Annotated in this window: 21 protein-coding genes and 2 tRNA genes; 6 read left to right on the forward strand and 17 right to left on the reverse strand. The window is 46.4% G+C overall.

Going from position 1 to position 18,017, the window contains the following annotated elements:
• Nucleotides 1–24 precede the first annotated feature (24 nt).
• The 10 genes from IEW74_RS00645 to IEW74_RS00690 are packed head-to-tail and all read right to left on the reverse strand — an operon-like array spanning nt 25 to nt 7,452.
• Complete coding sequence (locus IEW74_RS00645) at nt 25–1,737, reverse strand: Na(+)/H(+) antiporter subunit D (protein ID WP_229734184.1); 1,713 nt, start codon at nt 1,735–1,737, stop codon at nt 25–27.
• Nucleotides 1,727–1,978, reverse strand: a complete 252-nt coding sequence (locus tag IEW74_RS00650) for a hypothetical protein (RefSeq protein ID WP_188659975.1) — start codon at nt 1,976–1,978, stop codon at nt 1,727–1,729. The genes IEW74_RS00645 and IEW74_RS00650 overlap by 11 nt, the downstream gene beginning before the upstream one ends.
• Nucleotides 1,975–3,462 carry a monovalent cation/H+ antiporter subunit D family protein gene (locus IEW74_RS00655; protein WP_188659978.1) on the reverse strand — a complete coding sequence of 496 codons (1,488 nt, stop codon included), beginning with the start codon at nt 3,460–3,462 and terminating at the stop codon, nt 1,975–1,977. Before IEW74_RS00655 ends, IEW74_RS00650 begins: the two co-directional genes overlap by 4 nt.
• Nucleotides 3,459–4,937: a monovalent cation/H+ antiporter subunit D family protein gene (locus tag IEW74_RS00660; protein ID WP_188659981.1), complete on the reverse strand. Its 1,479-nt coding sequence runs from the start codon at nt 4,935–4,937 to the stop codon at nt 3,459–3,461. The genes IEW74_RS00655 and IEW74_RS00660 overlap by 4 nt, the downstream gene beginning before the upstream one ends.
• Complete coding sequence (locus IEW74_RS00665) at nt 4,937–5,305, reverse strand: cation:proton antiporter subunit C (RefSeq protein ID WP_188659984.1); 369 nt, start codon at nt 5,303–5,305, stop codon at nt 4,937–4,939. Before IEW74_RS00665 ends, IEW74_RS00660 begins: the two co-directional genes overlap by 1 nt.
• 3 nt (nt 5,306–5,308) lie before the next feature.
• Nucleotides 5,309–5,728, reverse strand: coding sequence for a Na(+)/H(+) antiporter subunit B (locus tag IEW74_RS00670; protein WP_229734185.1), 420 nt, complete (start codon nt 5,726–5,728; stop codon nt 5,309–5,311).
• On the reverse strand, nt 5,725–6,279 hold the full coding sequence (locus tag IEW74_RS00675; protein WP_188659987.1) for a DUF4040 domain-containing protein: 555 nt from the start codon (nt 6,277–6,279) through the stop codon (nt 5,725–5,727). Before IEW74_RS00675 ends, IEW74_RS00670 begins: the two co-directional genes overlap by 4 nt.
• Nucleotides 6,280–6,308: 29 nt before the next feature.
• Nucleotides 6,309–6,668, reverse strand: a complete 360-nt coding sequence (mnhG, locus tag IEW74_RS00680; protein ID WP_229734186.1) for a monovalent cation/H(+) antiporter subunit G — start codon at nt 6,666–6,668, stop codon at nt 6,309–6,311.
• On the reverse strand, nt 6,668–6,964 hold the full coding sequence (locus tag IEW74_RS00685) for an MrpF/PhaF family protein (protein ID WP_188659989.1): 297 nt from the start codon (nt 6,962–6,964) through the stop codon (nt 6,668–6,670). Before IEW74_RS00685 ends, mnhG begins: the two co-directional genes overlap by 1 nt.
• Entirely contained in the window at nt 6,964–7,452 is a 489-nt protein-coding gene (locus tag IEW74_RS00690; protein WP_229734187.1) for a Na+/H+ antiporter subunit E, read from the reverse strand. Before IEW74_RS00690 ends, IEW74_RS00685 begins: the two co-directional genes overlap by 1 nt.
• 119 nt (nt 7,453–7,571) lie before the next feature.
• Here IEW74_RS00690 and IEW74_RS00695 point away from each other — a divergent pair, with 119 nt between their 5' ends.
• The 6 genes from IEW74_RS00695 (at nt 7,572) to IEW74_RS00720 (ending at nt 11,632) form a co-directional block, all read left to right on the forward strand.
• Complete coding sequence (locus tag IEW74_RS00695; RefSeq protein ID WP_188659993.1) at nt 7,572–8,180, forward strand: DUF192 domain-containing protein; 609 nt, start codon at nt 7,572–7,574, stop codon at nt 8,178–8,180.
• Nucleotides 8,181–8,237: 57 nt separating this feature from the next.
• Nucleotides 8,238–8,314 (forward strand) — tRNA-Pro (locus IEW74_RS00700).
• A 180-nt stretch (nt 8,315–8,494) separates the two neighbouring features.
• The gene (locus IEW74_RS00705; RefSeq protein WP_188659996.1) at nt 8,495–8,791 is read left to right on the forward strand and encodes an ETC complex I subunit; all 297 of its coding nucleotides are present in this window, start codon (nt 8,495–8,497) and stop codon (nt 8,789–8,791) included.
• Nucleotides 8,792–8,813: 22 nt separating this feature from the next.
• Nucleotides 8,814–8,890, forward strand: a tRNA-Arg gene (locus tag IEW74_RS00710).
• A 144-nt stretch (nt 8,891–9,034) separates the two neighbouring features.
• Complete coding sequence (locus IEW74_RS00715; protein WP_188659999.1) at nt 9,035–9,643, forward strand: Cif family virulence factor; 609 nt, start codon at nt 9,035–9,037, stop codon at nt 9,641–9,643.
• Nucleotides 9,644–9,910: 267 nt separating this feature from the next.
• Nucleotides 9,911–11,632: a putative bifunctional diguanylate cyclase/phosphodiesterase gene (locus IEW74_RS00720; protein WP_188660003.1), complete on the forward strand. Its 1,722-nt coding sequence runs from the start codon at nt 9,911–9,913 to the stop codon at nt 11,630–11,632.
• 3 nt (nt 11,633–11,635) lie between these two features.
• On the opposite strand, the gene IEW74_RS00725 is transcribed toward IEW74_RS00720, so the two are convergent.
• From IEW74_RS00725 to IEW74_RS00755, 7 genes are all read right to left on the reverse strand, one after another.
• Nucleotides 11,636–11,926, reverse strand: coding sequence for a DUF6460 domain-containing protein (locus IEW74_RS00725; RefSeq protein WP_188660005.1), 291 nt, complete (start codon nt 11,924–11,926; stop codon nt 11,636–11,638).
• 50 nt (nt 11,927–11,976) lie between these two features.
• Nucleotides 11,977–13,143, reverse strand: a complete 1,167-nt coding sequence (gene metC, locus IEW74_RS00730) for a cystathionine beta-lyase (RefSeq protein ID WP_188660008.1) — start codon at nt 13,141–13,143, stop codon at nt 11,977–11,979.
• A gap of 100 nt (nt 13,144–13,243) precedes the next feature.
• A complete protein-coding gene (sseA, locus tag IEW74_RS00735; protein ID WP_188660011.1) occupies nt 13,244–14,101 on the reverse strand; it encodes a 3-mercaptopyruvate sulfurtransferase in 858 nt (285 codons plus the stop codon).
• Between the two features lie 147 nt (nt 14,102–14,248).
• Nucleotides 14,249–15,247 (reverse strand): cysteine synthase A, encoded by a 999-nt coding sequence (locus IEW74_RS00740; protein WP_188660014.1) that lies wholly within the window; start codon nt 15,245–15,247, stop codon nt 14,249–14,251.
• Nucleotides 15,248–15,336: 89 nt separating this feature from the next.
• Nucleotides 15,337–15,975: an NUDIX domain-containing protein gene (locus IEW74_RS00745; RefSeq protein ID WP_188660017.1), complete on the reverse strand. Its 639-nt coding sequence runs from the start codon at nt 15,973–15,975 to the stop codon at nt 15,337–15,339.
• The gene (parA, locus tag IEW74_RS00750) at nt 15,976–16,605 is read right to left on the reverse strand and encodes a ParA family partition ATPase (RefSeq protein WP_188660020.1); all 630 of its coding nucleotides are present in this window, start codon (nt 16,603–16,605) and stop codon (nt 15,976–15,978) included. It lies immediately after the preceding gene.
• 89 nt (nt 16,606–16,694) lie between these two features.
• Nucleotides 16,695–17,948 carry a D-amino acid dehydrogenase gene (locus tag IEW74_RS00755; protein ID WP_188660024.1) on the reverse strand — a complete coding sequence of 418 codons (1,254 nt, stop codon included), beginning with the start codon at nt 17,946–17,948 and terminating at the stop codon, nt 16,695–16,697.
• Nucleotides 17,949–18,017 lie beyond the last annotated feature (69 nt).

The raw sequence follows: 18,017 nt of genomic DNA on the forward strand, positions 1-18,017 counted from the left end.
GGGCTTTGTTCGTTGGAACTGAGTTTAGATATAATAGACCAGTAAATAAAGGCCGAGCAGGATTGCAACCCACAGAACCATACTACCGGTTGGCCATGTGCGGGCCAAAATGCCATGCGGGCCGTGATGTTTGAAAATATGATTGATAATCACATCAACACGTTTCAAGCACGCCAGACGGAATTTGGCAAAAGCAGCCCCACCGTGGCGAACCACAAATTCTTCGTGAAGCAGGTTAAAGAACTTGCGGTAAAACCAGTCGAAATCCAACGTAATCGTCAATGTCCGCTTCATCATCTTTAACAGAACAAAGAAGGCAAAGCCGGAAAACAGCAACAATTCCAGCATGTGAATGACTTTGGTCGATGTATAAGGCACAAAATCAACTGGATTTGGCAAGATCGCATAAAGCGGATCGGGGTAAACCCCAAGCCCCACACACATGACGGCAAAAATAACCATTGCTAAACGCATGTTAAACGGTGGATCTTTTGGTTTTGCACCAAATTCACGTTCCACATACCCCGGGGCACGTTGGAAGAAAACAAACCACGGGAACTTGATACCAGCATGTAGAAAAACACCGGCAGAGGCCGCTTCCAACAGGAACCAAGCATAGGCAATATGTTGATCAGCCGCAGCAGACGCAATCATGGTCTTTGTCGTAAAACCGGATGTTAACGGGAAGCCGGAGATTGCAAGCGCACCGATTGTCCCACAAATCATGGTTAGCGGCATGGCCTTATAAAGCCCGCCAAGATCGGTACATTTACGCTTGTTGATCTCGTACATAACCGCACCAGCCGACATCAGTAACAATGCCTTATAGATGATATGGGCGAAGGCATGGGCGGCTGCGCCATTAAGGGCCAAGTCCGTACCGATGCCGATCCCCGTCACCATAAAACCAACCTGGTTGATGATAGAGTAAGCGAGAATACGGCGCATATCATTTTCCAGAAGCGCGTAAATGATGCCGTAAAACACCATATAAAGGCCGACAAAGATCAGAACATTTTCGCCGGGAAAGCTACGGATCAAAACATAAACGGCTGTCTTGGTCGTGAAGGCTGACAAAAAGACACTGCCAGACCACGAGGCACTGGGATAAGCATCCGGGAGCCATGCTGAAAAGGGTGGGGCACCTGCGTTGATCAGGAACCCGGCCAACAACATCCATGTCCACCAGCTATCCGCCTTCATCGCGCCAAATTCAACAGAACCTGAGTGATAGATTTGACCAATCACCCCGATCATCAAAATTACACCGCCAAACAGGTGGACAATCGCATAACGCATGGAGGCACGATAGCTTTCCTTCGTGCGCGCAGACCAGATCACCAATGTAGAGGCAACCGCCATAAATTCCCAAAAGATGAAAACACTGACCAAGTCACCCGACATGGCAACACCAACGGCACCACCGGCATAAGCATAAGCGGACAGAAGTTCAATCTGGCTTTTTTGATTGAGTGCAAAAATGCCGCCGACAAAGGCCATTAACGTAAAGATGGTTGCAAACAGGCGCGACAGCTTGTCACCTTGCAACGGTTCGAGCGTGTAATCCAGAAATGGTACGGTTAACTGCACACCATCTGGGACAGCCCAAATGAAATACATGGTCAGAACCGGCAAAAGCAGCATCAACGTCTTACGCGCATTGCCAACCAGAGCAGGCAAAAACAATGAACCGAGAATCAAGATAAGCCCGGGGGGAAGGGCACTGTTAATCATCATAGTAGGTGTCCTTCCGTTTTAGGAAAATGCCCAACAATTTGGCAAACAAAACCATTGCTGCGCAGGAGAAAAAGCCGAACCATGCGTTAAAGCCAAACCAGCCATCAATCCCGAAATAAGGATGCGGATGGATCGTCAGTTCCAACGCAACGGTTAGAACCAAAATGGCAATACCAACGATCCATAGTTTTTTTATGGTTGTCGGACGGCAAAGCCAGTGAACGTCATGTTGGTCGCTCATTGGATACCCCCAATCATTTGTTGTGCCAATTCCAAGGCAACATCCGGGAAGAAAAACATCAGGATTGTCAATGTCGCCGTCGATGTAATGGCAATGACAATCGGTAATGGTGCTTCCCCATGATGATCATGGTGCCCCCCATGATCATCTGGCCCTTTCGGTTCAGCTTGTCTGAAGAAAGCAGCATAAATAATCGGCAAGAAATAGCCTGCATTCAACAAGGTACTGAGAATAACAACACTCAATGCCACAAAGTTTTCCGAACTCATGGCTCCTTGAATGATATACCATTTCGAGACAAAGCCTGCCGTTGGCGGCAATCCGATCATGGACAACGCACCAATGGCAAAGGCAGTCATCGTAATCGGCATTTTCCAGCCAATACCATTTAGTTGGCTCACTTCCGTCTTATGCGCCGCCGTATAGATGGAACCGGCCGCAAAGAACAAAGTGATTTTTCCAAAGGCATGGGCTGCAATATGCAGCGCGGCCCCAACTGCGGAAATCGGTGTCAGGATCGCGGCGGCCAGAACCACATAGGACAATTGCGAAATCGTTGAATAAGCCAATCGGCGTTTCAAGTTGTCCTGACGCAAGGCAACCATAGAGGCAGCAATGATGGTAAAGCCCGATATATATACCAGCCAATCGGCAGAACCGGAAGTGACCAGATTATCGATACCGAATGTATAGACAATGACTTTAACGACGCTAAAAACACCGGATTTCACAACCGCAACCGCATGCAGCAATGCCGAAACCGGTGTTGGCGCAACCATTGCCGCTGGTAACCAACGGTGAACCGGCATGACCGCAGCCTTACCGATCCCGTAAATAAACAGCATGAGAAGCAAGCCCATCAACGGGCCTTCCACCTTGCCGCCTAAAATACCGCCATCAACAAAATCCAATGTCCCGGTTGCGCTGTAAGTCCATGCAATTGCAAAGAACAGGAATGCAACGGAGGTTGTAACCAGAATACCAAGATAGGTACGTGCCCCCTTGAGCGCCGTTTCGTTTCCTTTGTGTGAAACAAGCGGATAGGTGGAGAAGGTCAACACCTCGTAGAAAATGAACAAGGTCAAAAGGTTGGCGGAATAAGCCAGCCCCAATGTTGCCGAAATTGCAATCGCAAAACAGATATAGAAACGCGTTTGATGTTTCTCTTTATTGCCCCGCATGTAGCCAATGGAATAGATGGAATTCAAAATCCACAGACCCGAAGCGATTAAGGAAAACATCATTCCTAAAGGCTCAACCTTAAAGGCAATGGCCAATCCCGGGAACATGTCCAATAAATGAACTTCCGGGCGTTCCCCGTCCAGAACCGGACCAAGCAGGTTTAAGACATTCAGGAACAGGGCAATTGCCGTCAACAAGGTAATTGTTTCGCGCAAATTGGGAATGCGCCCGCTCAAAGCAATCAAAACCGCGCCAACAGCCGGAATAGCCATCGCGAGGATGATTGAAAGTTCCATACTCATGGCGCACCTCCAACCAACATTTCTGCGGCGAGTTGTGCAACACCAAGTGTCATATCGGTATCAACTCCGAAGTAGATGGAAGCGCCCGCCATGACCCATAAAGGGATTAACATGGAAAGTGGTGCTTCTTTGATCTTGAGAGACGGATTTGCCGGTTCCTTAAAGTAGGCAACCTCGATAAAGCGCCAGACGTAAACGACAGCCAATAAAGAACTGAGCAAAATCAGCAAGGCAATCGGCATCATGTCCGCTTCCATAGCCGCTTGGATCAAATACCATTTGGAAATAAAACCAACGGTTAAGGGAACGCCGATCAAACTGAGACCGGCAACCACAAAGGCCGCCATTGTCCAAGGCATTTTTTTGCCTATGCCATGCAAGTCTTCAATCTGAACCGATCCAACACGGTACATAAAGCACCCCATTGCAAGAAAAGCGGCACATTTCATAACCGCATGGTTCAGCAAGTGAACGATACCCGCAGATACACCCGTTACATTCAAAAAGCTGATCCCCAACATGATATAACCGATTTGCGCAACCGAGGAATAGGCCAGCAATCGCTTCATGTCATTTTGGAAAATCGCAACGGTGGACGCAACGAACATACCGGCAATCGCCAATGTCATTAAGACGGGCGCAAGCCCGGTTTCTTCGAAGATATCGACACCGAAAATCGTAAAGAACACCCGCAACATAACATAGACAGCCACCTTGGTTGCCGTTGCCGCCAAAAAGGCTGTAACGCTGCTGGGGGCATAGGTATAGGCATTAGGTAACCATAAATGCAACGGGAACAGGGCCAGCTTCAAGCTTAAACCAACGGTCAAAAAGGCCAGTGCCGCCTGCAATGTACGGATAGACCCGTCCATATCCAGAAGCTTGGCATGTAAGTCCACAATGTTCAGGGTCCCCGTCATCATATAAAGAAGACCAAGACCAATCACATAGAATGTTGCCCCCAACGTCCCCATGATGAGATACTGATAGGAAGCCGTCAAGGCACGACGGTCTTTCCCCAATGAAATCATCGCATAGGTAGACAGGGAAGAAATTTCGAGGAAAACAAACAGGTTAAACGCATCACCTGTTGCCGTCATCCCAAGCAAACCGGTTAAACACAGCAAAAATGCCGTATAAAACAAATAAATAAGATCACGAGGAACTTCGCGTGTGACACTATGGCGCCCATAGAAAGCGACAACAGCCCCAATGGCAGAAACGATTAGCAGGATATATGCATTGACTGCATCAATCCTAAACTCAATCCCCCAGGGGGCGGGCCAGTCGCCCATGAAATAAGAAATCACACCTTGTGTGAGTACCTGATCCAGAATCATTGTCGAGATCACAAAGGAAATCAGGCTGACCAGCAAAACAATGATCCATGCGATATCGCGATGCCTGAATACAACACACAAAGGTGCCGCCATCAAGGGGATCAAAACTTGCAAAATAGGAAGATGGGCCGTCATTAAAAGTCTTCCTCCTGAGCGTGAATATCTTCTTCTTCAATCGTGCCATATGCCTCGCGAATACGAACGACAAGGGACAAACCCAAAGCCGTTGTTGCAACGCCAACCACGATCGCTGTCAGAATCAAGACGTGGGGAAGGGGATTTGAAAAGACCTCGAAACCTTCACCAAAAATCGGTGCGGTACCGCCCACAACTTTACCCATACTGATGTACAGAACAAAAACCGAGGTTTGAAAGATATTCAAACCAACCAGCTTTTTAACCAGATTGCCCCGCGCAATAACTATATAAAAACCGATCATCATTAAAAAGATAACGATCCAATAGTTATAAAGGCCGGGGTTAATTATTTCGTTATACTGCATCCTTTAGCGCCCCCGTCCCGCAAAGGTATAGAAAATAAGGGTCATGGCGGCAAAAACAGTTACTCCAACGCCCAGTTCAACCAGCAAAATACCATAATGCTGACCATGTAAGGGATCATGTGCCAAAGAATTGTAATTGAGGTAATTATCCCCAACAAAAAAACTGACGACACCGACACCGGCATACAATAAAACACCGAGTGCTGCCAGAACCTCTAACACACTGGAAGGCATAACCATTTTGGCATCATGCAGGCCGAAAATAAGGGCGTATAGAATAAAACTGGATGCAAAAATAACACCCGCCTGAAAACCGCCCCCCGGCCCAAAATCACCATGAAATTGGACATAAAGGGCAAAGAGCAGGATAAACGGCATAAAGACTTTTGATGTCACCCGTAAAATGGGTTTGCGTTTCATCATGCGTCATCCTCCTGTTCTTCCAGATCTGCCAAGGTCGGGGCATCATTGTCTTTTCGCCGACGTCGCGTTGCCAACAGAATTAACACCCCGACCAGTGCCGTAAAGACCACTGTTGTTTCGCCCAAGGTGTCGAACCCCCGATAAGAGGCCAGAACAGACGTTACAACGTTGGGCATGCCAACTTCACCTTCTGAATCCAGCAGATAACGCGGCGCAACATGATGATGTACAGGCGCATTCGGATCACCATAATCTGGCATATCCAACGTTCCATATATCAACGCAATACCGGTTGAAAAAACGACAACAAGAGGGAGCCAAAAGGTCCGAGAGGATTTCTTTTCGCTTTTTTCTTCACGCGATGTCAGCGCAAGCGTGCCCAGCATTAGCACGGTGGAAATCCCCGCACCAACGGCTGCTTCTGTAAAGGCGACATCCACGGCGTCCAAGTTTACAAACATTTGTGCCGACAGCAAACTGTATATGCCGCCGAGCATGACCACTGTAAACAAATTCTTTATGCGCAGGATAACGATTGCCGTTACTGCCATAAAGAATAGTAAGACTATGTCAATAATCTCTAATATGACTTGTCTCCTTCATCTTTCAGGGCGCCTTCCAATTCGACACCTTCTTTAAGAAGTGGTTTGGCACCATCAGCCATTGCCGCACGAACAAGTGCATGACTTGAAACCGGACTTGTGAAAAAAAGTGCAAGCCCGATCATAACAAGTTTGACCAGAACCAGGTTAAATCCATCTGATTGAAACATAAGACCTATTAAGAGCATACCGGCACCCATTGTATCAATCATACCAGCAGCATGGGATCGGGTAAAAACATCAGGCAACCGTATGACACCGATTGCACCAATCAAAATGATGGCACTACCCAACAAAATAAAAAACCAGCTCAAACCGGTGAGGATCATCTCAATCATTATGCATCCTCCTTATGGGCTTCATTTGAATCGCGGCCATCATGGCCCAAGTCTTTAAAGCTGAAATACTTTAAAACTGCAATTGTACCGATAAAGTTAATCAGCGCATAGACAAGCGCGATATCCAGAAATTCCGGGCGGCCCGCTAAAAAGCCATGAACGGCAATTAACAAAACAGTCAATGTACCGATCTTGTTCACTGCCAGAATACGATCATAGATTGTCGGTCCGAGAGAGGCGCGCACCAATCCTAACGCAATCGCGATTAAGATTGCGACAACAGCTGCAATATACATCAGTACTTGCCCTCCATCTCACCTTTGACCTGACAAACGCGTCGGTCCATCTCGCCACTGAGTACATCCTTGGCCCCCTGAATGGTCAGCGCGTGTACTTCTAAAATACCATCTTCAAGATTTACCGTAACGGTTCCCGGTGTCAACGTAATGGAATTGGCATAGATCACCTGACCTAATTCACGTTTTTGATTGGCTTTGGTTTTAAACATCACCGGACTGATCGGCAGTTTCGGTGACAGGATAACTTTCGCGACATCGATATTCGCTTTAACAATCTCCCAGGATAACCACGCCCAGTAAGGTAGAATCTTGAGAGAGAGATGAGATGGGTGTCCTTCATGGTCGATTACATCCATACGATGGGCGATGTAAACGACAAGCGTACAGGAAACCGCCCCGAACCCGAGCAACAAAGGCTCGGTATGTCCGGAAAGCAGAAACCAGAAGGCATACAAAAAGACCCAAAGGCTAATAGAGTTTGCCACAGGATTTCCCCTGACTGTGTTATTATGGTTCGTTAGTCTGAAGGAACTCAGACCGATGCATCAGTTGCTAAAAGATAACAATTCGTTAAGGGATATCAATATCTAAAACGCCCTGTTGAATGCCTGATCATGCAAGAAGGCCATTTTCTTTGCTTTTTGAGGCAGTTTCTACCGGATTTTACGTAATACGAAGGATCAAGCTTATTATTCAACTTGCTAATCCCCGCTTATGTTTGTTTAAATATTATCGAAATTCCAATGGATTCGGAGTATTCCCCTTGAAAAAATGTGGTCTTTTCCTTTGCTGTCTTTTGATTGTTCTTAGTTTTATCTTCTTGTCCCAGGCAACGCAAGCCGCCGGTAGTGGGACACTGAAAATAAAAACGCAAACCGGTACAGTTCAATTCAAGGTGGAGTACGCGATTACACCGGCAGAAAAAGCAAAAGGACTTATGTATCGGACCTCGCTTCCTCAAAACACGGGCATGCTCTTTATTTATCAAAAACCGACATTGGTCACCATGTGGATGAAAAACACCCCCATATCGCTGGATATGTTTTTCATAAACAGAATGGGGCGTATTCGATATATAGAGGAAAAAACCCAGCCGAATTCCACCCGCCAAATCCATTCAGGAGGGCAGGTTTCAGCCGTTTTGGAACTTCCGGCAGGGTCAGCGGAAAACCACGGAATTAAAGTTGGCGATCTCGTGATTTTACCAAACTGATTTTTTTTTAATTTTTATCTTGCAAAATGATCGGAAACTTCATAGGTTTCGCCCCGTCGGGGAGTAGCGCAGCCTGGTAGCGCACGTGCTTTGGGTGCATGGGGTCGCAGGTTCAATTCCTGTCTCCCCGACCAGCTTTTTTTAAAGCTTATTTTTTACATATTCTGCATTTTGAATATTTTCTTCCAACGCTCCCTCTTAAATCCATATTTTTGCGCAACAAAAGCAATTTTTATTTGACGCCGTGACGAGATTGGGGCATTCACCCAAGACTGCTGATACAATTGGCTAAAAGATATGGAAGGTGTTTGACTATGGACGTTCGTATTTACCAACCCGCCAAGAATGCCATGCAATCCGGTCGCGCAAAAACAAAGACCTGGATTTTGGAATTCATGCCCATCGCTGCGGAACGCGCAGATGACCTTATGGGCTGGACAGGCGGTGGCGATACCCGCAAACAGCTGCAAATGAAATTTGAAAACAAAGAGCAAGCCATTGCCTTTGCCAAGAAAAAAGGGCTTTCTTACGTTGTAAAAGAACCCAAAACACGCAAATTGCAGATTAAAAATTATGCGGATAACTTCGCCCTTAACCGCATCGTTTACTAATCAACACCTCTGAACGGCTTTAGCGCCCATAGCTCAGCTGGATAGAGCATCCGCCTTCTAAGCGGACGGTCGAGGGTTCGAATCCTTCTGGGCGCGCCAGCGATAAGAAAACCTAAGATGAGTATATTATGCCATCTTAGGTTTTTTTTATGATCTTATTTGGATCATAAAGCGTTTTTTATTTGAACTCTCCTAGATTGTCATCGACAATATTGCCTTGGCGCGAGAAATTGGCGATTATCGATGAAAAACAGATTAAAAACCATCGAGATCACAAAAAAATATATAGATGCATTTAACCGACGTGATCTTAAAACTATTGAAGAAATGCTGGATGAACGCGATGTATGTTTCGTCAGGCAGGCCGAACCGACAATACTGGGTCGAGAAGCCATTTTAAACCGGACTCGCAAGAGTTTGGGTAAGCTTGATCGCCAAGGCCATCAATTGCATATGATCAATGCGATTATAGATGTTAAAGGTATTGCAGCGCACCCTTGCATGTTAGGCATAATGGATGGAGAGCGTCACTGTGTTGTGGTGCTTGGTTGCCATAATAATGGACATATCGCTTCTATCTCCATTCTTGTTACCAAAGATTTTTTGCAAAAAGCCCGCCCGCTGGAACCAGCCGCACCAAGCGAAATTGCTGAGCTGCACAGCATGAAATCCAAATTGACCCATGAAGAACTGGCACAACGGCGTGAAAACTTGACGGAAAAAGCCATTCATCTACAGGAACGGCTCAAAACAGAAGGCCCGACAAACGAACTGATGGGGAAGTTTGACCGGCTGCAAGATGCCCAGAAAAAATTAAAACAAGATGAATACGATATACTTTATCAGGACTAAACACCATCCAAGTCCTGTGCATAAATGGCGCTCAAAAACAATTAAAGGTTTTAAACAATACCAATGAAAAAATTGATCAACCTTATCACTGTCTTTATATTTACGGTTCCTTTCATAATCTCTTTACTTATTTTTTCTGATCATTTTGCCTTTGCTCAAGATGTAAAAAATATTGATTATTTACAATCTGTTATTGCACAACAAGAGGCCGTCATATCAGAAAAAAATCGTCAGATTTATTTGATTTCCATAGGCGGTTTTCTCAGTATGAGTACGGTTATTGCGTATCTTTGTTACCTTTTAAGACGACGTCATAATGATGAAAAGCAACTGAGACTCGCTTCATCCGTATTTGAAAATGCCATTGAAGCCGTTGTCGTTACCGATACCCGCGCCGTTATCCAAACCGTCAACAAAGCCTTTAGCGACATCACAGGCTTTAGCCGCGAAGAAGCCACCGGGCAACCGATGGGGATTTTAAATTCCGGTTATCACGATAAAAGTTTTTACGATGAAATGTATGAAAGCCTGCAAGCTAATGGGGAGTGGGAAGGCGAAATTTGGAACCGGCGCAAAGATGCCAGTGTTTACCCGGAACATCTGACGATTACAACGTTGCAAGATCACAAAGGTGCACAAGAAGGCTACGTGGCCCTTTTCACAGATATTACCAAGCGCAAAGAAGCGGAAGCACGCATCAAACATCAGGCCAATTACGATCCTTTGACTGAACTGGCAAACCGCAATCTTCTGATTGATCGTTTAACCCGCGCTGTTTACCGGGCAGAAGGCAATGCAAGCGAAGTCGCGTTCTTACTTATTGATCTTGATCGTTTTAAAATCGTCAATGATACCTTCGGTCATCCCATCGCGGATGAATTATTAAAACTGGTTGGTGGGCGTTTACGCGATCTAACGAAAAAATCAGACACCTGCGCCCGTCTTGGTGGCGATGAATTTGGCATCGTTCTCACCGATATCACCGATCTTTACAGTATAGAAGAAATCCTCGTTAAAATACTTCAGGAACTTGCGAAGCCTTATCGTCTGGAAAATCAGGAAGCCTTTATTTCTGCGAGTATCGGCGTTGCGTTGTATCCCAGTGACGGGCAAGATGCCCTCACATTGCTGAAAAATGCAGAGAGTGCGATGTACCGGGCAAAAGACAAAGGGCGTAATAACTTTCAATTTTTCACAGAAGCCATTGATCTGGAAGCACAACGCCTTTTGGAACTGGAAAATGCCCTGCATCTGGCATTGGAACGCAACGAATTTATCGTGAATTACCAGCCGATTGTCTCTTTATCCGACCCCGGCACCATCAATTGCGAGGCCCTCATTCGCTGGCAACATCCCACCAAAGGCTTAATCGCCCCGTCAGAATTCATACCATTGGCAGAAGAAGCCGGCTTGATCGTCCCTATCGGGGAATGGGTTTTACGAGAATCCTGTAAAGAAGCCGCAAGCTGGATGAAGCTCAGTGAAAATTCACCTAAAATATCGGTGAATTGCTCCACCCGTCAGTTTCAACGCGTTGATATGGCCGATCTTGTCACACAGGTTTTAAAAGAAACCGGATTACCGGCAGAAAAACTCTGTCTCGAAATTACAGAAAGCCTGATTATCAAAGATGATGACGATGATATACAGAACCAACTGGAAAGACTAAATGAGATGGGCGTTGCGCTCAGTATTGATGATTTTGGAACCGGATATTCATCTTTGAGTTACCTGAAACGTTTTCCGATTTCGACACTTAAAATTGATCGATCCTTCATTTCCGACGTCAACGCCCAAGAAGATGAAGGTGCCTTGGTTGCCGCCATTCTTTCAATGGCAGAAAGCCTGAAATTAAAGGTCGTCGCAGAAGGGGTTGAAAATGCACATCAACAGAATTTTTTGAAAGAACGCGACTGTTCCTTCATTCAGGGGTTTCACTGTTCAAAACCCCTGTCCGGTGAGGAATTCAGGAAGTTCTTGAAAAAATAAAACTCAGTCGCTTTTTTTGCGCCCGCCCAAGCGCAACAATGCCAAAATAGCCCAGATCGGAATAACAATGGTTGCGCCGAGTAAAATATAAGGAACCATCCAGCGCAACCAGCCTGTGAGGGTCGCATAGGCTTTGGTAACCGTTTCGCCAAAGTTTTCCAAAATAGATTGCGGTGTGATATCAAACCAGGACATGACCAGACCGACAATCAAGGAGACAACGGCCAATTTCAGGATCGTTTTTCCAATGGCTTGCGCTTTGGTATCCTCGTTATATTTGGTTACTTCACCCATCGCATGGTACTTTCGAAAGTTATTAATCTTCAGGTTCTTATAAGGATAACTTACGCCTTATTCAACCGTGCAAAGCCCTTTTCAAGATCGGCAAGCAGGTCTTCAATATTTTCCTGTCCGGCATGTATGCGCAAACACGGGCCTTTGTCCGGCCATGCGGTAACTTGACGTGCGCCTTGCGGGTTAAACGGAATGATCAAGCTTTCATAACCGCCCCAACTGTAGCCCATTGGGAAAAGTTCCATACCGTCCAACATGGCGGCAACAGCGCTATCGGTATATTTTTCATCAAGCACAATCGAAAACAGCCCGCATGCCCCGCTGAAATCACGTTTCCAGATTTCATGTCCGGGACAATCTTCAAAAGCAGGATGCAGAATACGGGTTACTTCGGGGCGCTCTTTCAACCAGTTTGCCATTTTAATTGCATTATCCTGATGAATGGCAAGTCGCGCCGGCAGGGTACGGATACCGCGTTGCGCCAGATAGCAATCATCGGGTGCTGCACAATAGCCCATGCCGTAAACATATGTTTTGACCTTTTTATAAAGGTCATCATGTAAAGCGATTGTCCCGAGCATAACATCGGAATGACCACCAATATATTTCGTTGCGGCCTGAACGGAAATATCGCATCCATTTTCAAATGCATTGAAGAAATAGCCCGCCGCCCATGTATTATCGATAATGACAAGCACATCACGATCATGGGCTGCCTTGGCAATTGCCGGAATGTCTTGTACCTCAAAAGTTAAGGAACCGGGCGCTTCGGTAAAGACGATTTTTGTATTGTCCTGAATCAGCGCGGAAATACCCGAACCGATCATCGGATCATAATAGGTTGTTTCAACACCAAAGCCCTTGAGCACCGTATCACAGAATTTTTTAGTCGGAAAATAGGCCGAGTCCGTCACTAAAATATGATCACCTGTTTTCACAAAAGGTAAGATAGCCCCTGTGATCGCGGCCAATCCCGATTGCACGGCAATTGCACGATCTGCCCCTTCAAGGCTGGCGACCGCTTCTTCCAAGGCTTGTGATGTTGGTGTCGCCATGCGCCCGTAATAAATGCCTTCCGTCGGGTTTTGACCAGCCTTATGCATTGCGTCCACACTTGGGAATGTCACCGTGGATGCATGGTAAACTGGCGGATTGACAATCCCAAAATTGTCTTTGGGATTGCGCCCGGCATGGAGAATACGGGTTTCTTTTTTCATGGCGAATAGACCTTGTTTGTATTCGGATCAGGACAAACTACACAGAAAAACAAAACCCCGCAATGTCACATGCAGGGTTTTTAAAGCTATTCCAATTTTTCTATTCCACAGGGGTATCGTCGCTGGAGCCCCATTCCGCCCATGAACCATCATAAACAGCCGCATCCTTATTACCCAACAGGTAGGCAGCAAACGCAAGCACAGACGCCGTCACACCGGACCCGCAACTTGCAACCATCGGTTTGCGCGGGTCAATGCCTGCTTTTTCAAAAATAGAGCTTATTTCTTTTGCCGTTTTAAACGTCCCACCGTTTTCAACGTCAATCAGGCTGTCAAACGGAACGTTATGCGAATTGGGAATGCGCCCGACTTTGTGGACATTCCACGGTTCTGTCCCTTCACCGCGATAGCGTTCAGCAGAACGCGCATCAACGACTTGTTCGCGTTTGCGTTCAATATTGTTCAACATCTTTTGCTTATCACGAATGATAAAATGATTGATGCGTGGGGTGAAATGACGTTCTTGTACGGGTTCAACCGGGCCTTCTTCGACGCGACGACCTTCCGCAATCCATTTACCAAGGCCGCCATCCAGAACAGCGATATCTTCATATCCGAAATATCTGAACGTCCACCAGACACGCGCCGCCGCACAGCAGCTATTTCTGGAATCATAGACAACCATACGCACCCCATCGCCAAGGCCGAGTTTGCGAACCCGTGAGGAAAACTTCTCGGCTGATGGCACCATATGGGGGAGGGGGCTTTTCTCATCCGCAATATCGTCTACATCAAAAAACTGTGCCCCGGGAATGCGGGTTTCCATATAAGCATCACGCGCCGTTTTTCCTTCAACAGGTAAAAAATAGGTCGCATCAATTACACGAACATCCGGTGCATCCAGGTGATCTGCAAGCCATTGGGTATCGACAAGTGCGTGTGGGTTTTTAAAGGTCATTTCGCCCCCCCCTTTTTATCTCTTTTTCTCCTGTACCTATTGGGCACTTTTGATAAACATTAGGCAAGCGAAATTTGAACTTTTTTACCCGTCACCAACAAAAAAGCCGTCCATGTATAAAGGGACGGCTTTTTTTATATAAGGACCTTACATCCAGTCCGGTGTCGGTAAATTTTGTTCTCTCAAAAATTCGGGGTTAAACAGTTTGCTTTGATATCGGGTTCCGCTATCACACAAAACCGTAACGATGGTATGGCCCGGTCCCATTTCTTTTGCCAGATGAATGGCGCCGGCAACGTTTACACCGGAAGACCCGCCCACACAGATCCCTTCGTTTTTCAACAACTCAAAAACAAGTAAGACGGCTTCTTCATCATGGATTTGATAAGCACGGTCAATAACAGCACCTTCAAGGTTGGCGGTAATGCGTCCTTGTCCAATCCCTTCCGTGATCGAAGACCCTTCTGCTTTTAATTCACCATGTTTGTAATAGTGATAAAGGGCTGCCCCCATTGGGTCGGCAATGGCGATTTGAATTTCTGGATTGTGCGCTTTCAAACCCATTGATATTCCGGCCAGCGTCCCGCCAGTCCCAACAGCGCAGACAAAACCGTCCACTTTTCCGTCTGTTTGCTGCCAGATTTCTTGTGCGGTTGTCTCCATATGGCCTTGGCGATTTGCCACATTGTCAAATTGGTTGGCCCATATCGCCCCATTTTCTTCGGTTTTTGCAAGTTCTTCCGCCAACCGACGCGAATAATGCACATAATTGTTGGGATCTTTATAAGGTACGGCCGGGACGAGACGAAGGTCCGCCCCACACAAGCGTAACATATCCTTTTTTTCCTGACTTTGCGTTTCAGGCATGACAATCACACTACGATAACCCAAGGCCCGTCCAACCAAGGCAATGCCAATTCCCGTATTTCCCGCTGTGCCTTCGACAATAACGCCGCCGGGGCGCAACAGACCTTTGGCTTCTGCATCTTTGATAATTGCCAAGGCTGCGCGATCTTTAATTGACCCACCGGGGTTTAAAAATTCCGCCTTTGCCAAGATTTCACAGCCGGTTTCTTCCGATGCGTTTTTCAGGCGGATAAGGGGCGTGTTACCGATGGTTCCAACAAAACCGTTTCGAATGTCCATATGTCATCTCTTCAAACATGATTGTGTGTTGAAGGGAAAATAGTCACTCGCTTAGAATTTTTCAATATTTAATCTAATATTATTGTTGTTTATTTATTTTTACACCATTTTTCACGTATATTATTATGGTGTAATTTCAGCCATTGTAAGGCGATTATCCCCGTCGAATTATGCATATGACCATTGTTTAATAATTCAAAAGCTTCTGCACTCGACATTTTTAAAACACGAATATGTTCGCCTTCTTCTTCCAGCCCCGCATGATCAAGGGCTTCATCGCTATCAACTTCCACACAATATAGATGGATGGTTTCAGATGATCCCCCCGGTGTCACAATATAATCTGCAATAAATTCGACCCGTTTGGCTTCGCAACCGGTTTCTTCTGTGGTTTCGCGGATGGCAACATCTTTGGGGGTTTGCCCGTCTTCGATAATCCCCGCCGGGACTTCCAAAAGCCACGGGTTATTTCCGGCGGCATAGGCCCCGGGACGGAATTGTTCAATTAAAATAACGATATCTTTAACCGGGTCGTAAGGCAGCATGGCAGAGGCATGCCCACGTTCAAAAACTTCGCGTATAATCGGTTTTGTCCAACCGCCTTCGTGAATACGATGCTGTATCGTATAGACATCAATTTGGAAATACCCTTTAAACGGGGTTTCTTTCTTTACAACTTTCACATCATCTTGGCTGAATTGTGCGTAATCCGCGCGGCTCTTTGCCATTTATCGTCCCCAGATTTCTTTTGCCAATGCTTTAACTTCGCGCGTTGCGGCACTGCTTTTATCCGATTCAACAACCCCAAGGCCATCAATCATACTGGAGGCAAAGGCAACCCGGTTCCCCAATGTCGCGCTCAACATCGGACGTTCATCTTCTTCCAGCATGGTTTTAATCTTTTCCAGCAGTTTTCCACGCGGTGGAATGCGGTTTAAAAGAACGATGGCTTCTGTTTTCTCTTTTTTGGCTTGTTTAAACGTTGGATCGGTCGCCCAGACATCCATCGGGCTGGGTTGCACCGGGATCACCAATAAATCTGCATAACGAATGGCGATATTGGCCTCGGTTTGTGCGTGCGGTGGTGCATCAACCAAAATAACGTCGAAATCCTGTTTTAATCTGTCCAGTTCGTTTTTTAAACGCCAACCGCCCACACTTGACAAAACAATGCGGTTTTTTTCACCCAACGTTCTTTTGCGTTCCGCAAACCACGAGGTCAGACTTGCCTGCGGATCAATATCAACCAAAGCCACGTTTTTCCTTTGTGCCGCATAAACAGCAGAAAGTTGCGCCACAACGGTTGTTTTACCGGCACCGCCTTTTTGTTGGGCGATGGTGATGATTTTGGCAGACATTGCAAGCCTCCTGCATAAAATGTGCGTCTTCAACACTCAATTGTTGCTTGAGTATGTCGCAATAGCAAGGAATTGCTGCATCGCACCAATCAAAAACGATCGTAAGACAGGCCCGACAGACTGATTTCCGGTGTTTTCTCGCCAATTATGTCTGTGATGACTTGTGCCGACCCGCAAGACATTGTCCAGCCCAACGTTCCATGTCCAGTGTTTAAATATAAGGAATCGATAGATGTTTTACCGATGATCGGTACGCTATCCGGCGTTTTTGGGCGCAAACCTGCCCAAAGTTCTGCATCCTCAGGATTAGCACATCCCGGAAACAGTTCCATCGTTTTTTTCAGGATGAAATCCGTGCGAACATCATTTAACGCCGTACTATATCCCCCCAGTTCTGCGGTGCCTGCCACCCGCAAGCGATTACCAAAACGGCTGATAACCAATTTAAATTCATCGTCCGTTAAACTGACCGTTGGTGCATTTTGCGGCTTTAACAAGGGTAGGGTGATGGAATACCCCTTGGCGGGATAGATCGGTAAATTTATCCCGTGTTCTTTCACCAAAAACCGGCTAAAACTGCCCATGCAAACCACATAGGCATCCGCTTTTATAGTTCCATGATTGGTGGAAACGCCTTGGATTTTACCGTTTTCAACGATCAAGCGGTGAATGTCGTGATTAAACCGGAAATCAACACCGTTGACCTTCGCGCTACGTTCAATGGCTTGGCTAAATTTATGGGCATCACCGCTTTCATCATCCTGCGAATAAATGCCACCGACCAGTTGCTCGCCAACATGGCTTAAAGCCGGTTCACATTCAAGACATTGGGATGGGGACAAAACGCGACGATCCAATCCATATTTGCGCATGATACATGCAGCGTGAACGGCTTGGTCAAACTCTTTCGAATCCCGATAGAAATGAAGGATACCTTCTTCGCGTTGATCGTAAGATAAATTCAGTTCGCGGCGCAGCTCTTTTAAACATTTACGGCTATGTAACGCGATGCGCAACGTGCGTTCGGTATTGATTTCAGTTTTACGTGACGTGCAATTTTTTAAAAACTGAAAACACCATGACCATAGGGCCGGGTCGAGGTGTAAATAATGAAATAAAAGCGGTGCGTCTTTTTTACCGAGCCATTTTAAGGCTTTCCACGGGGTTGTCGGACTCGCCCAAGGGTCCGCGTGCGCGGCCGCAATTTGCCCGCCGTTTGCAAAACTTGTTTCCATTGCGGATGTTTCTTGGCGGTCCAGTACCACGACCTCATGCCCGGCTTTTTGTAAATAAAAAGCCGTCGTTGTACCGACTACACCTGCGCCAAGGACCAATACCCGCACGACAACACTCTCTTTTTCTTGTATTACTGGAACCGTATTTAAAAGCAGTGACCCTTAAAGGCAAGGAAG

This window comes from Terasakiella brassicae, assembly GCF_014641495.1.
GTDB lineage: Bacteria > Pseudomonadota > Alphaproteobacteria > Rhodospirillales > Terasakiellaceae > Terasakiella > Terasakiella brassicae.

What these genes read in the sequence shown, in the direction of transcription:
- IEW74_RS00645 (WP_229734184.1), bottom strand. Translation starts at nt 1,737, where the DNA reads ATGATGATTAACAGTGCCCTTCCCCCCGGGCTTATCTTGATTCTCGGT.
- IEW74_RS00650 (WP_188659975.1), bottom strand. Translation starts at nt 1,978, where the DNA reads ATGAGCGACCAACATGACGTTCACTGGCTTTGCCGTCCGACAACCATA.
- IEW74_RS00655 (WP_188659978.1), bottom strand. Translation starts at nt 3,462, where the DNA reads ATGAGTATGGAACTTTCAATCATCCTCGCGATGGCTATTCCGGCTGTT.
- IEW74_RS00660 (WP_188659981.1), bottom strand. Translation starts at nt 4,937, where the DNA reads ATGACGGCCCATCTTCCTATTTTGCAAGTTTTGATCCCCTTGATGGCG.
- IEW74_RS00665 (WP_188659984.1), bottom strand. Translation starts at nt 5,305, where the DNA reads ATGCAGTATAACGAAATAATTAACCCCGGCCTTTATAACTATTGGATC.
- IEW74_RS00670 (WP_229734185.1), bottom strand. Translation starts at nt 5,728, where the DNA reads ATGATGAAACGCAAACCCATTTTACGGGTGACATCAAAAGTCTTTATG.
- IEW74_RS00675 (WP_188659987.1), bottom strand. Translation starts at nt 6,279, where the DNA reads ATGGCAGTAACGGCAATCGTTATCCTGCGCATAAAGAATTTGTTTACA.
- mnhG (WP_229734186.1), bottom strand. Translation starts at nt 6,668, where the DNA reads ATGATTGAGATGATCCTCACCGGTTTGAGCTGGTTTTTTATTTTGTTG.
- IEW74_RS00685 (WP_188659989.1), bottom strand. Translation starts at nt 6,964, where the DNA reads ATGTATATTGCAGCTGTTGTCGCAATCTTAATCGCGATTGCGTTAGGA.
- IEW74_RS00695 (WP_188659993.1), top strand. Translation starts at nt 7,572, where the DNA reads ATGCCTGATCATGCAAGAAGGCCATTTTCTTTGCTTTTTGAGGCAGTT.
- IEW74_RS00705 (WP_188659996.1), top strand. Translation starts at nt 8,495, where the DNA reads ATGGACGTTCGTATTTACCAACCCGCCAAGAATGCCATGCAATCCGGT.
- IEW74_RS00715 (WP_188659999.1), top strand. Translation starts at nt 9,035, where the DNA reads ATGAAAAACAGATTAAAAACCATCGAGATCACAAAAAAATATATAGAT.
- IEW74_RS00720 (WP_188660003.1), top strand. Translation starts at nt 9,911, where the DNA reads ATGAGTACGGTTATTGCGTATCTTTGTTACCTTTTAAGACGACGTCAT.
- IEW74_RS00725 (WP_188660005.1), bottom strand. Translation starts at nt 11,926, where the DNA reads ATGGGTGAAGTAACCAAATATAACGAGGATACCAAAGCGCAAGCCATT.
- metC (WP_188660008.1), bottom strand. Translation starts at nt 13,143, where the DNA reads ATGAAAAAAGAAACCCGTATTCTCCATGCCGGGCGCAATCCCAAAGAC.
- sseA (WP_188660011.1), bottom strand. Translation starts at nt 14,101, where the DNA reads ATGACCTTTAAAAACCCACACGCACTTGTCGATACCCAATGGCTTGCA.
- IEW74_RS00740 (WP_188660014.1), bottom strand. Translation starts at nt 15,247, where the DNA reads ATGGACATTCGAAACGGTTTTGTTGGAACCATCGGTAACACGCCCCTT.
- IEW74_RS00745 (WP_188660017.1), bottom strand. Translation starts at nt 15,975, where the DNA reads ATGGCAAAGAGCCGCGCGGATTACGCACAATTCAGCCAAGATGATGTG.
- parA (WP_188660020.1), bottom strand. Translation starts at nt 16,605, where the DNA reads ATGTCTGCCAAAATCATCACCATCGCCCAACAAAAAGGCGGTGCCGGT.